The organism is Desulfosarcina alkanivorans (assembly GCF_009688945.1).
Taxonomy (GTDB): Bacteria; Desulfobacterota; Desulfobacteria; order Desulfobacterales; family Desulfosarcinaceae; genus Desulfosarcina; species Desulfosarcina alkanivorans.
Genome location: NZ_AP021874.1, coordinates 5343315 through 5358586, shown reverse-complemented (window position 1 = coordinate 5358586; position 15272 = coordinate 5343315). Strand labels below are relative to the sequence as shown.

14 protein-coding genes are annotated in these 15272 nt (G+C 59.9%); 9 read left to right on the top strand and 5 right to left on the bottom strand.

Features of this window, described 5'->3' with window-relative positions:
• Positions 1 to 329: 329 nt before the first annotated feature.
• Both DSCA_RS23460 and DSCA_RS23455 read left to right on the top strand, forming a co-directional pair.
• A complete protein-coding gene (locus DSCA_RS23460; RefSeq protein ID WP_155318760.1) occupies positions 330 to 1814 on the top strand; it encodes a two-component system sensor histidine kinase NtrB in 1485 nt (494 codons plus the stop codon).
• Positions 1811 to 3205, top strand: a complete 1395-nt coding sequence (locus DSCA_RS23455; protein WP_155318759.1) for a sigma-54-dependent transcriptional regulator — start codon at positions 1811 to 1813, stop codon at positions 3203 to 3205. Before DSCA_RS23460 ends, DSCA_RS23455 begins: the two co-directional genes overlap by 4 nt.
• A 47-nt stretch (positions 3206 to 3252) precedes the next feature.
• Here DSCA_RS23455 and DSCA_RS23450 read toward each other — a convergent pair whose 3' ends face one another.
• Both DSCA_RS23450 and DSCA_RS23445 read right to left on the bottom strand, forming a co-directional pair.
• Positions 3253 to 3594 (bottom strand): AzlD domain-containing protein, encoded by a 342-nt coding sequence (locus DSCA_RS23450; protein WP_155318758.1) that lies wholly within the window; start codon positions 3592 to 3594, stop codon positions 3253 to 3255.
• Complete coding sequence (locus tag DSCA_RS23445) at positions 3587 to 4306, bottom strand: AzlC family ABC transporter permease (RefSeq protein ID WP_155318757.1); 720 nt, start codon at positions 4304 to 4306, stop codon at positions 3587 to 3589. The genes DSCA_RS23450 and DSCA_RS23445 overlap by 8 nt, the downstream gene beginning before the upstream one ends.
• A 300-nt stretch (positions 4307 to 4606) precedes the next feature.
• On the opposite strand from DSCA_RS23445, the gene DSCA_RS23440 reads away from it, so the two are divergent.
• The 6 genes from DSCA_RS23440 to DSCA_RS23415 all read left to right on the top strand — a co-directional run bounded on the left by DSCA_RS23440 (position 4607) and on the right by DSCA_RS23415 (position 9431).
• Positions 4607 to 5050, top strand: coding sequence for an Lrp/AsnC family transcriptional regulator (locus DSCA_RS23440; protein ID WP_155318756.1), 444 nt, complete (start codon positions 4607 to 4609; stop codon positions 5048 to 5050).
• Between the two features lie 357 nt (positions 5051 to 5407).
• On the top strand, positions 5408 to 5809 hold the full coding sequence (locus DSCA_RS23435) for a response regulator (protein ID WP_155318755.1): 402 nt from the start codon (positions 5408 to 5410) through the stop codon (positions 5807 to 5809).
• 143 nt (positions 5810 to 5952) lie between these two features.
• The gene (locus tag DSCA_RS23430) at positions 5953 to 7698 is read left to right on the top strand and encodes a carbon starvation CstA family protein (RefSeq protein WP_155318754.1); all 1746 of its coding nucleotides are present in this window, start codon (positions 5953 to 5955) and stop codon (positions 7696 to 7698) included.
• 95 nt (positions 7699 to 7793) lie between these two features.
• Positions 7794 to 8222: a hypothetical protein gene (locus tag DSCA_RS23425; RefSeq protein WP_155318753.1), complete on the top strand. Its 429-nt coding sequence runs from the start codon at positions 7794 to 7796 to the stop codon at positions 8220 to 8222.
• Positions 8219 to 8521, top strand: a complete 303-nt coding sequence (locus DSCA_RS23420; protein WP_155318752.1) for a hypothetical protein — start codon at positions 8219 to 8221, stop codon at positions 8519 to 8521. The genes DSCA_RS23425 and DSCA_RS23420 overlap by 4 nt, the downstream gene beginning before the upstream one ends.
• 7 nt (positions 8522 to 8528) lie before the next feature.
• Positions 8529 to 9431: an ArsA family ATPase gene (locus DSCA_RS23415; RefSeq protein ID WP_155318751.1), complete on the top strand. Its 903-nt coding sequence runs from the start codon at positions 8529 to 8531 to the stop codon at positions 9429 to 9431.
• 9 nt (positions 9432 to 9440) lie between these two features.
• Here DSCA_RS23415 and DSCA_RS23410 read toward each other — a convergent pair whose 3' ends face one another.
• The 3 genes from DSCA_RS23410 to DSCA_RS23400 all read right to left on the bottom strand — a co-directional run bounded on the left by DSCA_RS23410 (position 9441) and on the right by DSCA_RS23400 (position 12122).
• A complete protein-coding gene (locus DSCA_RS23410) occupies positions 9441 to 10319 on the bottom strand; it encodes a class I SAM-dependent methyltransferase (RefSeq protein ID WP_155318750.1) in 879 nt (292 codons plus the stop codon).
• A gap of 120 nt (positions 10320 to 10439) precedes the next feature.
• Entirely contained in the window at positions 10440 to 11333 is an 894-nt protein-coding gene (locus DSCA_RS23405; RefSeq protein ID WP_155318749.1) for an AraC family transcriptional regulator, read from the bottom strand.
• Positions 11334 to 11501: 168 nt separating this feature from the next.
• Positions 11502 to 12122 carry a DUF3786 domain-containing protein gene (locus DSCA_RS23400; RefSeq protein WP_155318748.1) on the bottom strand — a complete coding sequence of 207 codons (621 nt, stop codon included), beginning with the start codon at positions 12120 to 12122 and terminating at the stop codon, positions 11502 to 11504.
• A 172-nt stretch (positions 12123 to 12294) separates the two neighbouring features.
• Here DSCA_RS23400 and uvrA point away from each other — a divergent pair, with 172 nt between their 5' ends.
• On the top strand, positions 12295 to 15225 hold the full coding sequence (gene uvrA / locus DSCA_RS23395) for an excinuclease ABC subunit UvrA (RefSeq protein ID WP_155318747.1): 2931 nt from the start codon (positions 12295 to 12297) through the stop codon (positions 15223 to 15225).
• Positions 15226 to 15272 lie beyond the last annotated feature (47 nt).

The following is a 15272-nucleotide window of genomic DNA, read 5'->3' as shown; positions in this document are numbered from 1 at the left end:
TGGGTTCCCAAAAAACGGAAACGTTCGGCAAGGTCACGCAGGCAAGGCAGTTTACTATCTTTTTAACGGATGTTAAACAGACTCAGGAAAAGAATCAAGGGCAAAAATAACGTCAACACGACCACTCCCTCCGAGATGACGGTCGTGACAGGACGGCAGCAATCACCCTGGCGCCAGAAAGAGGCGCTTTCGGGCGGCGGGAAGACCGGTCCTGCAGCGAAGGACATTGAAAACATGCGTTGACATCCGGCCCGCCAGAGGATAGCTGACATGCAGGCGCTCACAAGCCCATTTGGCGGCCTATTATTCCAGGGAGAGTAAAAAAACGGATGGACACATCCCGACGCGAATGGTTGAACCGGGGACTGGACTGCCTGTTCACCCTATCTAAGATGGCCAACCAGAGCCAGCTTCCCCTGGGGCGCCTGCTCGACCAGGTGGTCCGTGAACTGCCGGCGGCCCTTCGATTCCCGAAAATCGCCTGTGCCGGCATCCGCCTCGAGTCAGCCCTGCACGCCACCGACAATTTCCTGTCGACCCCATGGATGATCCGCGACGACATTACGGTCTACCAGCACCATGTCGGCCTGTTGGAACTCGGCTATGTGGAAGCGCCCTGTGCATCCGGATCGAACCATTTCCTTGAGGAGGAACGCCAGCTCATCGGCGTCGTCGCCGGACTGGTCGGACGGATGATCGAGCGGCAGCAGGCCGAAGCCGCCTACCTGGAAAGCGAAAACCGCTTCCAATCCCTGGTGGAGGGCTCGTTGACCGGCATTTCCATTGTGCAGGACGACCAGGTGGTTTACCAGAACCCGGAGCAGGAACGACTGCTCGGCCCCCTGCCGCGGTCCAACAAACTGCTGGACCGGGACAGCATTCACCCGGAAGACGCCGGCAAGGTCGACGCCTACTACCGCCAGGCCCTGCAGGGCTTTTCGGTTCCGATAGACATTGATTTCCGCTTCTTCCCCCACGACCCCGATCAGGCCCATGGCAGCATCAAATGGGTTCACTGCCGGGCCGTGACCACCGGATACCGGGGCAGACCTGCCCTGCTGGTCAACATGATGGACATCACCTCGGCCAAGGAAATGGAACACATGCTGCGCGTCCGGGACAAGATGTCTTCCCTGGGCCGGGTGGCGGCAGGGATTGCCCACGAAATCCGCAACCCCCTGTCGGGGATCAATATTTATCTCAACACGCTGGAAAAAATAGAATACCGGGGGGATCCCGACGAAAAAGTCGTGAAGATCCTCAGCCAGTTGCAATCCGCCTCCGGAAAAATCGAATCGGTGATCAAACGGGTCATGGATTTTTCCAAGCCGAGCGCCCCGCAACTCGCCCCCTGCGACCCCAACCGGCCGATCCGGGAAGCCGTCAGCCTTTCCCAGGTCACCCTCAAAAAAAGCGGCATCCAGCTCCAGATCCAGGCCGCTGAAGCGCTGCCGGAATGCCTGATCGACCCGACACTGATCGAAGAGGTCATGCTCAACCTGATCACCAATGCGGCCGAGGCCATGAAAACAACGGATGGCGACAAAATAATCCGTATCACCTCGGCCTTGCAGCCCGACAGCGTCAGAATCACCGTGTCCGACTCAGGCCCGGGTATCCCCAAGTCCATGGGCGCCGTCATTTTCGACCCCTTTTACACCACCAAGAACGGCAACACCGGCATCGGGTTGAGCATGGGCCAGCGTATCGTCGCCGATCATGGCGGCCGGTTGTACATCAACCCGGAGGGCATCGACAGCGGAGCGGAATTTGTCATCGATCTGCCGATACCCGGGGAGCGCGCCGTAAGATGACCGACTACCGCATCTATGTCATCGACGATGAAACCGTCATCCGTGAAAGCATCGCCATGGCGCTGGCAGACGTCTACCGGATCGAGACCTTTGACGCGGCCGAGCCGGCCATATCCGCCATGGAAACGAAGCCGCCGGACCTGGTCCTGCTGGATATCGGCCTGCCGGGTATGGATGGTATCCAGGCCCTCGAGGAAATGCAAAGGCGCCATCCCGGTCTGTTGACCGTGATGATCACGGCCTTCGAGGACCTCGATACGGTGATTGCGGCCATGCGGCGGGGTGCCTACGACTACGTGGTCAAACCGCTGCGGATGGACGGGCTGGAAGCCACCATTCGCAATGCCCTGGAGACCATCCGGCTGCGCAAGGAGGTCCGTTCGCTCCAGCAACAGGTCCTGAAGGACAACATCCCCTGCTTCATCGCCCACAGCGATGTCATCCAGGATGTCATGGTCTTCGTCGGGCAGGTCGCCCAAAGCCCCGACACCCCGGTGCTGATCCAGGGAGAAACCGGCACGGGCAAGGAACTGATCGCCAGTGCGATTCACTACCAGAGCCCGAATTTTCAGGGGCCGTTTCTCACCATCAACTGTGCGGCCATTCCCACGGACCTCGTGGAAAGCGAATTGTTCGGATATGAAAAGGGCGCATACAGCGGTGCCGGCGCCGCTGGCAAGCGCGGCCTTCTGGAGGCTGCCGGCGGTGGCACCCTGTTCCTGGATGAAGTCGGGGACCTCAGCCCGAATGCCCAGGCCAAACTGCTGCGTTTTCTCGAACAGGGAGAATTCTACCGGGTGGGGGGAACCCGGAAGCAAATCATCGAAACCCGCGTCATTTCGGCCACCAACAAGGACCTGGATCTGATGATCGCGGATGGCCGCTTCCGCAAGGACCTCTACTTCCGGCTGGGCGTGGTGAAAGTAAAAATACCCGCATTGAACGCACGCACGGCGGACATCCTTCCCCTGGCGCGACATTTCCTGATGGAATTTGCAGACAAATTCGGCAAACCCGTCACCGGTTTCACGCCGGCGGCGGAGAAGGCACTGGTCGCCCACCGCTGGACAGGAAATGTCCGCGAACTGAAAAATGTGATTGAACGGGGCATGCTGGTCGGCAGCCAGCCGCTATTGACCCCCGAGGACCTGGAGCTGGACCGCCCCGCCGGAAAACCGGCGGCGGATGCAGCGGACGCCCCCGCACCGTTTGCCCCCATCCCCCCGGAAGGGATGGACCTGACCGCCTTGGAAAAGGCCATGGAACGCTTCTACCTCGAAGCGGCCCTTAAAATGGCCGGCGGCAACGAGAGCCGGGCGGCGCGCCTGCTTCACCTCAACCACCACACCTTCCGCTACCGCCGCAAAAAGTATCTGGCCGCCCCCCCTTGACCCCCCGACACGCGATCCCCGTTGGCCGCACATTTTCTGTCTGTGTTTCATCCCGGCCATACCAACCACCGGGGGTCCAGCTGTCCCGCCAACCAGAAAAGCAGCATCCCCACGACCACCGTGCCTCCCAGGGATCGCGTCCACCAGGCAAAAGCAAGGGTCGGCAGGGCCACCCACAATTCAGGCCGCAGGAAGTCGAGATGTCCGGAATCCCCGTCGAGGATCAGTGCCGGCAGCAGCAGCGCGCTGAGAATGGCAGCCGGTATCAGTTCCAGCCACTGGATGAACCATTCCGGAAGCGACCGCCGGGAGAGATAGTGCAGGGGCAGCCAGCGGGGCAGGTAGGTCGCCAGGCCCATCCCCATGAGCAGCAGCAGATAATCAGCCATGATTGGAATTGCTCCGCAACAACCGCCGCTGGACGATCACCCCGATGGTGGCGGCAACAATGGAAGCGATGACGATGTAGGAATTGCCGGGAATCATCAGGGCCAGCCCCACGGCGACGATACCGGCGACCAGGGCCGTCAGCAGGTGAATCAGTTTCCTGATCTGGAAGACCAGCAGGCAGATAAACATGGCAACGAGGGCATAATCAATGCCCAGCGCGCCTTCGGGGATGAACCGGCCGCCGATGCCGCCGGCGACGGTACTGACGAACCAGGTCAGGTTGGCCGCGTGGTTGACCACCAGCGCCCGGGGCAGGCTCCAGCTGCGGGCATTGAACCGGGGCAGGTTGACGGCAAAGCTCTCGTCCGTCACCCCGTAGGCAAACAGGGCGAGCGCTCCCCGGTGGGCGGCCCGCAGATAGACAGCCAGGGCGGAACTCATCAGTACATGGCGCAAATTGACCACGAAGGTCGTGGTGATGATGGCCGGGGCCGAGGCACCGCCGGCGATCATGGAGACGGCAATGAATTGGGCACTGCCGGCAAAGACCATGATCGACATCAGGCCGATCTGGAGGGGGGTGAGCCCCGCCTTCTGGGCCAACACCCCGAATGCCATACCGATAGGCAGGTAGCCCAGGCAGATGGGCCATCCGGCATTCAACCCGTCTTTAAGGATGGTTGATCCGGCAGGGGATGAAGGGGGTGTCATGGCTCTGATCCCCTGACGATGATGAACCGGGCGACCCGGTGACCAACGCCCTGTTTCCTGTAAAAGCCTGTCCTCGGCACCATCTGTCTCCTGAGTGAAGTTGACGTTTTTTCCATGCGTCTTACGGGGCGCAGGAAAATGATCGCGCCACGCGCTTAGAAATAGACATTTTGTTCATTTTTTGCAATAATATTTATTATAAATGACTCAAAACGCAATATATTTGCAAATATTTACAAATAATGCCGCAGTCTACCAAACCCGGTCAATATCAGGAATACGAATGCAAAGGTTTTGCAAATGACAAAATTAGACGACTACGACCGGAAGATCGTTGCCGCTTTACAAACCAACGGACGACTTTCCAACATTGATGTTGCCAAACGGGTCAACCTGTCCCACTCAAGCTGTTCACGCCGTATCGCGCGGCTTGAAAGGGAGGGGGTCATCGTCGGCTACCGCGCCCTGACGGATCGTCAGAAACTCGGGCTTTCCGTTCGCGCCTATTGCGGTGTCATCCGTGAAGCGAATGTGGGTTGGGAAACGGTCGCCCACGAGCTGGCAGAAATAGAGGGCGTCGTCAGTGTATTTGCGGTGTCCGGCGAAGTTGACTTGATGCTCGAAATTGTTGCCCGGGACATGCAGCACTACGCTCAAGTCGTTCTGCAGGAGGTGTTCAACGCGACGGGCGTGAACGCCACGCGCAGTTCCTTTGTCCTTGAGGAAGTAAAATCGATCTATTGAGCCTTCGCTTTCCCTTCCTCGGGTGTGATTGGAGTGGAAAGGTGACCCGGCAGGAGTGCCAACACACCTGAAGTCCCCCCAACAGGCTGATTCCTTTCCCCAAGGAAGCAAAGAACAATAAAACGCCATCCGAACGTTGGACGCTCTATTCACACGATGCCGCCAGACGCCGTTTTCGCAATTTTTCGAAAACGGATTCTAACTTTTTCTAACACCTGGCCGCCACGCCCCCGAGCATACATGGAACTATTTGTTTTTATTAATTTTATTTTTATCCACCATTGGAATAGATGCTGCTTATGCCTTTTGCAGACCGGTTGATTGGCCGGCATCATCGCTTTTCGCTGAGGATTGGATATGGATCTGCTCACCCGGCTGAAACATAAAAAAATACTGTTAATCGACGACGACGAATGGATCCGGGATTCCATGGGATCTTTTTTCGACAGCGAGGGATGCCTGTTCGAGGCAGTGGAAACCGCCGAAGCGGGAATCGACCTCGTTCGGATCCGGGATTATGACATCATTATCAGCGACTATCGACTGCCGGGAATGGATGGTCTGGCCTTTTTCAACCGGATTCGGGACGCCCGCCACACAGCCATCAAAATCCTGATCACCGCCTACGGCGACGACGCCCTGGCGGATAAATCCGCCGAGGCGGGCATAAACGACTATATCCAGAAACCCTTCGACATGCGGGACATTGAAGATGCGCTCTCTCGCCTGATGGAGGGACAAGGCGGAAACCAACCGTGATTCTGAAATGGAAAGGAGGAACAGACACAGCGACAAGGACCCGACGGGCAACCGTTCTGGAAACAGGCAGCCACGGTCGTGAGGCCATCGCCGGAATGCCGGCATAACTCTACTAATGGAAGTCAGCGCAAAAGGAGGACGTAATGGACGCACTGGTAATCATGATTCTGGCGTTTGCCGGATACCTCATCATGTACAAGGTTTACGGGCAGTATATCGGGAAGAGAATCTTCGCCCTTTCGGGGGAAGCACAGACCCCGTCGGTTGCCCTTGAAGACGGGGTCGATTATGTACCCACCAAAAAAGAGGTCATTTTCGGCCACCATTTCACCTCGATCGCCGGCACCGGCCCCATCGTCGGCCCGGCCATCGCCATCATCTGGGGATGGGTGCCTGCTCTGGTATGGGTGTTCCTCGGCAGTATCGTCATGGGGGCGGTTCACGATTTCGGCGCCCTGATCATCTCCATGCGCAACCAGGGCAAATCCATCTCGGATTACACCTCCAAGTATATCAACAGCCGCACGCGGTTCCTGTTTTTTCTGATTGTCTTTCTGGAACTGTGGATCGTTATCGCCATATTCGGACTGGTCATCGCCATCATCTTCGCCATGTACCCCCAGTCGGTGGCCGCCGTATGGGTGGAAGTCCCCATCGCCATGATGCTCGGCTACCTCGTCTATCGCAAGGGCAAGAGCGTCATGGCGCTTTCCATCTGGGCCATTTTGCTCATGTACGTCTTCGTGTTCCTCGGGCCGTACATTCCCATGAAGATGCCGGCAGTTGCCGGTATTCCGGCCACCGGCGTATGGACCATCATCCTGCTCGTCTACGCTTTTTTCGCATCCGTCCTGCCGGTCACCACACTGCTGCAGCCCCGTGATTTCATCAACTCCCACCAGCTGGTCATCGCCATGGCGCTGTTGATTCTCGGCGTTCTGGCGGCCAGCTTCAGCGGCAATCTGGAAATCGTCGCCCCGGCCGTCCAGTCGGCACCGGCCCAGGCACCGCCCATGTGGCCCTTCCTCTTCATCACCATCGCCTGCGGAGCCATCTCCGGATTTCATTCACTGGTGTCGTCGGGCACCTCGGCCAAACAGGTGCGCAGCGAGGACGATTCCCTGTTCGTCGGTTACGGCTCCATGCTCATGGAAGGCGCCCTGGCCACCCTGGTGATCATCGCCGTGGCCGCGGGCATCGGCATGGGATACACCACCAAGTCCGGTGAGACCCTGACCGGGGTTGCCGCCTGGACCACCCACTATTCATCATGGGCCGCCGCAGCCGGTCTGGGCTCCAAGATCAGCGCCTTTGTCGACGGTGCCGCCAACATGATCAACATGCTGGGCATCCCCAAACAGTTCACCCTGGCCATCATGGCGGTCTTCGTGGCCTCCTTCGCCGGTACGACCCTGGACACGGCGACCCGGATCCAGCGATACGTCCTGTCCGAGCTGTTCACCAGCCTGAAGCTGGACTTTCTGACCGGCAAGTATGCCGCCACGTTCCTCGCCGTGAGCACCGCCTGCATCCTGGCCTTCGCCACCGGCGCCGGCGGCAAGGGCGCCCTCAAGCTCTGGCCCCTGTTCGGCGCGGTCAACCAGACCCTGGCAGCCCTGGCGCTGATCGTCATCACCTTGTACCTGAAAACCAAGGGCGGCCTGAAATGGCTCGTCGGCGGCATTCCCGCCGTTTTCATGTCCGTCATGACCCTGTGGGCCGCGGTGATGAACCAATTCAAATTCGGCACCCAGCACAACATGCTCCTGCAGACCATCAATTTCGTGATTATCATCATCGCCGTGTGGATCGTGATCGAAGGCTTGATCAAGTTCTTCTCGGACGATGACGTCCCCCTGGATGATGCCCAACCGGTGAGCTCATCCTAAAATCCATGTCCGGTCCCGGGCATTGGCAGAAATCACCCGGGGCCGGACACGGGGAACGGATTCTCACATAAAACGGACGGAAAAAAGTGAGCCTGATGACAACAACCATGCAAAAACGGTTTACCCTCATGCTGGCCCCTGCCCTGGTCGGCCTCGCCGGGGTGTGGTGTTCAAGAATGCTGGGGCTGTTCGGCCCCATCCGACCGGCGGGTGATCGCTGGGCACCGGTGCTGTTTGTCCTTTCCGTGGTCAGCGCCGCGGCAGCCCCCATCCTGATCCGGACCCTCTTCGCCCACCGGATGCGGCATCGGCACCACGTCTCGGAAGCAGCGTTTCTCCGGTTCCAGCGGCTTCAGCTTCTGGTGGTCATGGCAACCCCGTACCTGGCCCTGGCGGCCTATATCCTGGCCGTTCCCAGGTTTTACCTGGCGGGCACCGGTCTGGCCATGCTCTATGCCCTGTACTACCATTTCCCGACAGCCCGGCGGCTGGTTTTCGACCGGCGGATTTTCAGGGTGCGATGATACCGGCCCCGCCATCCATCATCGCCGCCATCGGCCACCGGATCCGCCAGCTCTGGGCGAGCATGGATGAAGTGGCCCGGGACAAGGCCGTGGATACCATCGAATACGAGGTCAGGGAGCTGGACAACATCTTTGCCCTGCTGGTCCTGGGGGCCTTCGTGGGTATTCCCTCCCCGCCGGTCCAGATCACCCTGGAGCTGATGCCCGACATGGAACATGAATTTTGCGTGATGCTGGACAAGGTCGGCACAGCCCACGACCCGCTGGGCGAGTTGTTTTCCGTTCTCGACATCGACTAGGAGATCCATGACCACACCGCAACTATACTTTTTTATCGGCAAAGGGGGCGTGGGGAAATCCACCACATCGGCCCTGACAGCCGTTCACCTGGCAGCCGCGGGCCGTCGGACCCTGCTCGTTTCCATGGATCCGGCCCACAATCAGCGCGACATCTTCGACACGCCCTTTTCCGAAAAACCCAGGCCCGTGGCCGAGGGACTGTCGGTCAAGGAAATCGACACCGACTATTGGATCAAGCGATACCTGAAGCAGACCCGCGACCAGATCCAGCGCACCTATACCTACCAGAGCGCCTTCAACCTGCAGGATCATTTCAAAATCCTGCAGTTTTCCCCGGGCCTGGAAGAGTATGCCCTGCTGCTCGCCTTTGAAAATGTGGTCCACGGGTCCAACGGCCATGATGCCATCGTCTTCGACATGGCCCCCACGGCCCTGTCGCTCCGATTTTTCTCCCTGCCGACCATCACCCTGGTCTGGCTCGATGAGCTCATGAAATTGAGAAAATCAATCTGTGAGAAAAAGGAGATCATCTCCAAGATCAAATTCGGCAAAAAGGAATTCGAAACCGATCGCGTCAAGGGGCGGCTCAAGGAGCTGATCCGCACGCACACCCACCTGAAAGCCCACTTCATGTCCCCGGATACCCGCATCCACCTGGTGGTCAACGGCGACCGGCTGAGCCGCTCCGAAGCCCTGCGCATCCACAAGCACCTTGCCGCCATCCCCATCGAGATCGCCCGAATCGTTGTCAATAAAGTCGCGCCGGAAGAGACGGGGGACGACATTGCCCGCGCCTTTCCCGAACAATCGTTTTCCCGGCTGCCCCTGATTCCCGGCGGCATCCTCGGCCTGCCCGCACTCCAGGAGGTCGTGGCCAGTCACCCGGAGGCCTTTTCGGAAACGGGCTGAGGTCACGTCTCATGTGCTGCCGGATGCCACCGCATGGGCAAACCAGAACACCGGTGTAACCGGCCGCCGGGCACTGGCCCCGTGGAAATAGCGCGTTTTCAGGTCGGGGGCATTTACATTTTCAACGACATCAAATCCCCGGTCCCGAAGCAGCCGATCCAGTTCATCATGGCTGAATCCCAGGCGGAAGGCCTCACCGTGGGAGAGAACCTCCCGGTGCATGTTGCGCCCCTCCACCCACCGGCAGGTGCCGTCAACCACCGACGGGGGCAGGTAGTCGAAAACCACGGCATGTCGCCGGCCGGCAGCGATGAACCCGAGCAGTCCGGCCAATGCCTCGGCGGAAATATAAGGAACCAGCCCCTCTAGTATGAAAAGGCTCTTTTTATCCGCATCGTAGCCATTATCCGCCAGCCGTTCTTTGATTGAATCCCTCCCGACATCCATGGCAATGTATCTCACATGGTCCAAAGGCGCACCGATGGCCGCTTCGAGTTTGCCCCGTTTGTCCTGTTGGGTGGCCGGGTCATCCAGTTCGAACACGGTCACCCGGCCGCCGATGCCATCCATGCGGTAGGCCCGGGAGTCGTATCCGGCACCGATTATCACCAGTTGTCGCATACCATCCGAAAGTGCCTGTTTCACCACGTCATCGATGAACCGGACGCGGCTGACGATGGCACCGTTTACACCGGGAAATTGCTGGGCCTTTTCACCCATCAAGGCCGTCAACCGGTCCCGATCCTCGAGCACCCCCGCCCAGTCCGGAGGAAGAAATTTGACGGCCAGGGGGTCCCGGCACACCCGCTCAGCTTCCGGGAAGAGCATCTCCAGGGCCCGGTGAAAGGCCATGATGATTGCCGTTGCGCTCGGCTGTGGGGTGTTCATGGCGACCTCCTTGTCTGCGGAATAAGTTGGAAGTGGCTGTGCTGTCTGCCATCCCTATCACGGGCACGCCGTGAAAACTTGTCCGATGTTGCGGATTAAGAGGTGCGGTTGGCAGGCGATTCAGTGAATGGGAATAAAGACCCACGCACTGGCCTGAAGCGGGTCGGCCGGCGATTCGGCGCTCAGGTAGGTTTCAAACGGCGGCGCATCCCGAAGGGTGTTCCCGCTCCAGGGCAGCCATTTCAGGTAAATCGCGTTCCAGGTCTGCATCAGAAACGCATAGGGGCCATGGTGGCTGAACACCGCATAGCGCCCCCCGGGCAGCACGACGGTGGCCATGTGGGAAGGAACGGGAAAACGGTCATCGACCACCGCCCCGGTGTAGCTCAGCGCCGTTAGATCTTCGAGGCTGAAGAATCGGAACGGATAGATGCCCACATAGGCCTGCACCCCTGAATCCAGGCCATTTTCCACCAGGCTGGCCGTCAGCCGCCTGAAGGACCTGAGGCCGGTCTCGAGAAAACTGCCGTTTACGATGCCGCGGTTTTCCCGGTACACCACCATCAACGGGGGGAGTGTCCGGATCCGCGCTGTGAGCCGCGGCCCGGATCGGTTTCGGCGATGGGCAGCGGGGTGAAACGGGCGGTTGGTTTTTTTAAACCAGTGCGTCGGGACCGTATCCCTGAACCGACGGGGGGAGCGTCCGGAAAACGTTTTAAACCCCTTGCAGAACGCACTGGCGGTTTCATAGCCGACATCCAGTGCGATATCAATGATGCGCCGGCGGTCGGTCAACAGCAGGAACCCGGCCCGCTCCATGCGTTTACGATGAACATACCGGTGGGGCGTTTCCCCCATGCAGGTCTCGAACACCCGGTTGAAATGAAACGGGGAAAAGCAGGCCACGTCGGCCAGATCATGGAGCCGACAACGCCGGTCCAGGTGCCGGTCCACGTGCAGCATCACCCGGTTGATGCGCCGGCGGTAATCAATGACGGTGGCGGCGGTCGGCATGGTCGACAAGTCACCATTTGATACAGCGGGTAAAATTCTTATTTCAGACGGCGTCGTACAAAGCCCGAGATCAAGGCTTGCAAATCCCGAGAAATGAGGCGTACTGATGGTACGCCGCAGTGACGAGGGGTGAAGCGTAACGCAGATATCGGGCTTTGTACAACGCCGTCACCATCGGGCCTTGAGCAGCCGATCCGACAGGGCATGGCCCAAAATGGCCTGGCTCTCGGCGTCCAGGTAGGCGGAGGCCCGCCGTTCGAACAGCAGGGAGGCCGAGGCCGGAAAATCGTCGTCGGCATCGTTGAACACCAGCAGCAGGGGCATTCGGGGCAATGGGGTGAACTGCCGGCACAGGTCGCAGGCAATTTCCATTTCCGGCATGGCGCCGCCCAGGGCATCGCAGGCCTTTTCAAGCTTGCCGACAGCCCCTGAAAACGCACTGACCAGCGGCCCCTCCACCGTGTCGGCCCAGAAAACCGTCAGCGGTCCGGCGTCAGGGAAATCCCGGAAGGCCATCCATTCCCTCTGCGCAGGCGCAACCCGCGGGCACATGATCAGATAGCGGCACAGCACGACGCAGTCGGAAAACGCCGGCCGGCGCCCGCCCTCATCCGCCAGTCCGTCACCGGTGTATCGGATCGGCCGGCCGAAATAGGGAATCACCACCGCATCGCCGTCCCGTCGGATGCCCAGCACCGCTTCCCTGCCCTCGAACCGCATGGTTTTCAATTGTTCAAGATAGTGTTGATAGGTGGCATCGTAGACCGAATCGGTGTCGTTTGCAGGCATTGTCGTATCCTCTTGGCTGCGGTTGTTTCACTTTGGGTTCGTCTGCGTGGACAAGGAGGGGTTCCATACTTATTTTTTCCGGATCCTATGACAGCCGGCAGCCCTTTGGCAACCGGTTTTTCGCATGATGCGGTCAAACCAACTGAAATCAAAATGGAAATGGAATGCACAGATGAAAAACCGCCCCAACGGAATCGCGCCGGTGGCCTCCACCCGGTCCCCGAAAAAGAAAAAAAAGACCATTGAACTGGATACCATCGAGGTCAAAGGCGCCCGGGAGCATAACCTGAAATCCATCGATCTCAGCCTGCCCAAGAAGAAGCTGATCGTCTTCACCGGCGTGTCCGGCTCGGGCAAGTCCAGCCTGGCCTTCGACACCATTTTCGCCGAGGGCCAGCGCCGCTACGTGGAGTCCCTGTCCGCCTATGCCCGCCAGTTCATCGGCCAGATGGAAAAGCCACGGTATGAAACCATCCGGGGGCTGTCGCCCACCATCTCCATCGAACAGAAGTCGGCCAGCAAGAACCCCCGCTCCACGGTGGGCACCATCACTGAAATCTACGACTACCTGCGGGTGCTCTTTGCCCGCATCGGCCAGCAAACCTGCATTTCATGCAACCGGCCCGTGGGTCAGGGAGACGCCCAGAGCATGGTCTCCCGCATCCTGGATATGCCCGAGGGCACCAAAATCCTCGTTTTGGCCCCGGTCGTCGACAACCGCAAAGGAGAACACCGGGAAGTCATGGCCCGGCTTCAGGCGCAGGGATACGCCCGGGTCAGGGTGGATGGGGTCGTGCAGGAGATCGAAGCCGTCCAGGCCCTTGCCCGGTACAAGAAGCACAGCATCGAGGCAGTCGTTGACCGGCTCAAGATATCCAGCAATCGCAGTTTTAGAAAACGGCTCACCGATTCGGTGGAAACCGCCCTCAAGCTGGGAGAGGGCCGCATCATTGTCCACCGCATGGACCAGGGCGACATCCCCATGAGCGAGGCCCGCTCCTGTTGCGGCATCGCCTATCCGGAACTGGACCCGCCCCTCTTCTCCTTCAATTCTCCCCTGGGCATGTGCCCGGACTGCAACGGCATCGGCTCACGCCTGGCCATGGACGCGGACAAAGTCATTGCCGACGGCAAGCTCACCATCCGGCAGGGCGCGGTCATCCCCTGGCAGGGACACTTTACCGGCAAGGGCAAGTTAAACGGATCCTGGACCGCCGAACAGCTCCGGGCCATGGAATCCCAGTGGGGAATCGATCTTGACCGGCCCTGGAACCGGCTGCCCAAACGGCAGAAAAACCTGATTCTGTATGGTTCCCGCGGACGTGAACTGACGGTCAGCTGGAGCGCGGATAAGGTCCAGGGATCGTATACCACGACCTTCGAGGGCCTGCTCAACACGCTCATGCGCCGCTACAAGCAGACCGAATCGGAAAACGCCAAGCGGTATTACGGGCGTTTCCTCTCCACCCGGCCCTGCCCGTCCTGCAACGGACGGCGCCTCAAGCCCGAAGTGCTGGCCGTGAAGGTCGGCGGCCGATCCATCATCGACGTCACCGAAATGACCATCCGGGAAGCCCGGGATTTTCTCACCGGATTGAAGCTGGCGGGCAACCGCAGGATCATCGCCGATGAACTGCTGAAAGAGATCACCGGCCGGTTGGGCTTTCTGGTCAATGTGGGACTGGACTACCTGTCGCTCAGCCGCAAGGGCCCCACCCTGTCCGGCGGCGAATCCCAGCGCATCCGCCTGGCCTCCCAGGTGGGATCGGAACTTACCGGCGTGCTCTATATCCTCGACGAGCCCTCCATCGGCCTGCACCAGCGGGACAACATCAAACTGCTGGACACCCTGTGCCACCTGCGTGACATCGGCAACACCCTCATCGTGGTCGAACACGACCGGGAGACCATGGCGTCGTCGGACTGGATCGTCGACTTCGGCCCCGGCGCCGGTCACCTGGGGGGCGACATCGTGGCCCAGGGCACCCCCAGGCAGATCATGCGCCGCAGGACGTCCGTCACCGGCCGCTACCTGAGCGGACGGGAGGAGATCGAAACACCGACCACCCGCCGACGCCCCGCGACGGCGGGCAAACGAAGCATATCCATCATCGATGCCACCGAAAACAACCTGGATCACCTCAGCGTGGACATTCCCCTGGGGCTGCTGGTGGCGGTAACCGGCGTCTCCGGTGCGGGCAAATCCACCCTGATCAACCAGATCCTCTACCCGGCCCTGGCAGGCAAACTGCACAACGCCCTGCTGGAAACCGGCAGTCACAAAGCCATTCGCGGGTTAACCCACCTGGACAAGGTAATCAACATCGACCAGAAGGCCATCGGCCGCACCCCCCGCAGCAACCCGGCCACCTACACCAAGGTCTTCGACCACATCCGCGATTTCTTCGCCCAGCTGCCCGAATCCAACATGCGCGGATATAAAAAGGGGCGCTACTCGTTCAACGTCAAGGGCGGCCGTTGCGAAGCCTGCCACGGCGACGGCTACATCAAGGTGGAAATGCATTTTCTGGCCGACGTCTACGTGCCCTGCGAAACCTGCCGCGGCAAGCGCTTCAACGACGCCACCCTGGAAATCCGGTACAAGGATCACACCATCGCCGACGTGCTGGACCTTTCGGTGGTTCAGGCCCGGGAACTGTTTAAAAACCACCCGCGCATCCGGCGCATCCTGGACACCCTCATGGACGTGGGACTCTCCTACATCAAGCTGGGCCAGGCCGCCACCACCCTGTCCGGCGGCGAGGCCCAGCGCATCAAACTGGCCCGCGAACTGGCCAAACGGGCCACGGGCCGCACGCTCTATATCCTGGACGAGCCCACCACGGGCCTTCATTTCCAGGACATCCAAATGCTGCTGGCCGTCCTCCAGCGTCTCGTGGACGGCGGCAACACCGTGGTGGTCATCGAGCACAATCTGGATGTGATCAAAACGGCCGACTGGATCATCGACCTGGGCCCCGAAGGGGGCAAGGGCGGCGGCCGTGTCGTGGCCCAGGGAACGCCGGAAGCCGTCGCCGAAGAAAAAGACAGCCACACCGGCCGGTTTCTCGAACAGATACTGTCGATCGGGGGCACCTGTTGAGGGCGGCCCCCGTCCACCCACCGGCAATCGCCGCCGACAGGACCCCG

Coding starts and splice junctions, on each gene's coding strand:
- DSCA_RS23425 (WP_155318753.1), top strand. CDS start 7,794: ATGACAACAACCATGCAAAAACGGTTTACCCTCATGCTGGCCCCTGCC.
- DSCA_RS23400 (WP_155318748.1), bottom strand. CDS start 12,122: ATGCCTGCAAACGACACCGATTCGGTCTACGATGCCACCTATCAACAC.
- DSCA_RS23445 (WP_155318757.1), bottom strand. CDS start 4,306: ATGACACCCCCTTCATCCCCTGCCGGATCAACCATCCTTAAAGACGGG.
- DSCA_RS23435 (WP_155318755.1), top strand. CDS start 5,408: ATGGATCTGCTCACCCGGCTGAAACATAAAAAAATACTGTTAATCGAC.
- DSCA_RS23415 (WP_155318751.1), top strand. CDS start 8,529: ATGACCACACCGCAACTATACTTTTTTATCGGCAAAGGGGGCGTGGGG.
- DSCA_RS23420 (WP_155318752.1), top strand. CDS start 8,219: ATGATACCGGCCCCGCCATCCATCATCGCCGCCATCGGCCACCGGATC.
- DSCA_RS23460 (WP_155318760.1), top strand. CDS start 330: ATGGACACATCCCGACGCGAATGGTTGAACCGGGGACTGGACTGCCTG.
- DSCA_RS23440 (WP_155318756.1), top strand. CDS start 4,607: ATGACAAAATTAGACGACTACGACCGGAAGATCGTTGCCGCTTTACAA.
- DSCA_RS23450 (WP_155318758.1), bottom strand. CDS start 3,594: ATGGCTGATTATCTGCTGCTGCTCATGGGGATGGGCCTGGCGACCTAC.
- DSCA_RS23405 (WP_155318749.1), bottom strand. CDS start 11,333: ATGCCGACCGCCGCCACCGTCATTGATTACCGCCGGCGCATCAACCGG.
- DSCA_RS23410 (WP_155318750.1), bottom strand. CDS start 10,319: ATGAACACCCCACAGCCGAGCGCAACGGCAATCATCATGGCCTTTCAC.
- uvrA (WP_155318747.1), top strand. CDS start 12,295: ATGAAAAACCGCCCCAACGGAATCGCGCCGGTGGCCTCCACCCGGTCC.
- DSCA_RS23430 (WP_155318754.1), top strand. CDS start 5,953: ATGGACGCACTGGTAATCATGATTCTGGCGTTTGCCGGATACCTCATC.
- DSCA_RS23455 (WP_155318759.1), top strand. CDS start 1,811: ATGACCGACTACCGCATCTATGTCATCGACGATGAAACCGTCATCCGT.